3 protein-coding genes are annotated in these 1,562 nt (G+C 56.3%); 1 reads left to right on the top strand and 2 read right to left on the bottom strand.

Annotation, left to right across the window (positions count from 1 at the left end; translation table 11 throughout):
- A partial coding sequence (locus tag IE083_RS15610; RefSeq protein WP_308426749.1) for a calcium-binding protein occupies positions 1 to 362 on the top strand: 362 nt, incomplete at its 5' end.
- Between the two features lie 480 nt (positions 363 to 842).
- Here IE083_RS15610 and gmtX read toward each other — a convergent pair.
- Together gmtX and IE083_RS15925 are read right to left on the bottom strand one after the other, a co-directional pair.
- Positions 843 to 1,379: a gamma-mobile-trio protein GmtX gene (gene gmtX / locus IE083_RS15605; protein ID WP_229799804.1), complete on the bottom strand. Its 537-nt coding sequence runs from the start codon at positions 1,377 to 1,379 to the stop codon at positions 843 to 845.
- A partial coding sequence (locus IE083_RS15925) for a hypothetical protein (RefSeq protein ID WP_229799803.1) occupies positions 1,363 to 1,562 on the bottom strand: 200 nt, incomplete at its 5' end. The genes gmtX and IE083_RS15925, both read right to left, overlap by 17 nt.

The raw sequence follows: 1,562 nt of genomic DNA, 5'->3' as shown, positions 1-1,562 counted from the left end.
TGGGTGATGGTCAGGACGTGATCAACGACAACCAGAGTTATGCTCAGGCCGGTATCAACGATCAACTGCTGTTCGGGGTAGGCATCGCTACTGAGCAGCTCTGGTTCAGCCGTGACGGTAGCAACCTGCAAGTAAGTATCATCGGTACAGAGGACAAGATGACGGTCAACAACTGGTTTGCTGGCAAGGCGAATCAGATTGAGATCTTCAAGTCTGGCGATGGGAAAACCCTGCTGTCCAGCCAGGTGCAAAGCCTGGTCGATGCCATGGCGTCGTTCAGCCCGCCGGCTGCAGGTCAATTGACCTTGCCCGATAGCTATCAGGGGCAACTACAGCCCGTGTTGGCTGCCAGCTGGAAGTAGTCGGTGAATGCATGGTTGTTAGTATAAATTGCCAAGCTATGCTGATTTTGAAACTGTGTAAGTAACAGAATTTGCTAGCTTGAGCTACATCAAACCGCCTGCCACTTCTGTGCAGGCGGTTTGATGCACTATCAATGCGGTGACTTCTGGAGTCAGGATTACTTGTCATTTGCAGCAACACATAAGCATCGCGTTGCTGACCTTAAACCGCAAAAGCTCGTACTGTCGGAATGGCAGAATAGCAGTCTAGGTACACGACCGACGCTCGATGCTTGTGCTAATTTAAGCCTTTCACTCCCAACATATGACATGCGATCCCAATTGATGTCGATTGGCGCTCTGCCCTTGCACTTTCGTTTCCGTATTGAGCTGGGCGGCCGGGTATTTCGGCTATTGCGTACCTTCGCCGATGATCTTGCGGATTGCTGACACGTAGCCTGGCTTGTAGACCACTCGCCCCTCATCGTCGGTGGTCCAACCCTAGTCCTTGAGCAGCCGGTCACTTACAGCATGGCGCAGGGCCTCAATCTCAGAGGGAAACAGGCCCGTTGAGGCCGGCAGGATTTGGACTGCTTCGCGGGGGGTGGCGGATTGGGGGCGCATGTCGATCACCCGGTTCCCTTCCGCCTTGAGGAGCGTGATCTCGCGGCGCATCTGCCGGTTCTCGGCCAGGAGGCCCGCCATCATCGAGCGCAGCGCCGGGTTTTCGATTTTATCGATCAGGGCGGTGTAAGGGTTCGCGCTGATCTGGCGCACCTTGCGGCTTACGCCTCCCGTATGCTCGGCCCACGCCTTGATCAGCCCTTTGTAGTCATCGCCGGTCTTGTTGTGGATTGCGCCCTTGCTTGGTCCTCCCCGATCCTCCGCGATACGGGCGATGGTCGCCACGGAGAAGTCCTTGCTGCCGCGCTCATACTGCTCCCGGCAAACCTCGTGGATCAGGTCGAGGGTCTTCTGCTTGCGAGGTGTGGCGGTTTTCTTGAGTTGGTCGAGCAGGTCGTCAGGATGCATTGTCATGGTCCTCCTGCGGCGGCGTCAGTGCTCGCTTGGCTTTGGCGTGGTCGAGCAGAACCTGGGCTTTGACCTGGGCGATCTCGTTCAACACCTGATCCTTGAACAGGCCGATTTCCTTGAGCTTGAGAGTAAGCGTCCGGCCCGCCCACCTTCCCAAACAGCTTAGTCGTTGCTTTGGGGGCGAAG

It is taken from the genome of Vogesella fluminis (assembly GCF_014652335.1).
Taxonomy (GTDB): Bacteria; Pseudomonadota; Gammaproteobacteria; order Burkholderiales; family Chromobacteriaceae; genus Vogesella; species Vogesella fluminis.
Note: the sequence above shows the minus strand (reverse complement) of the source record. Positions and strands in the feature narration are given on the sequence as shown.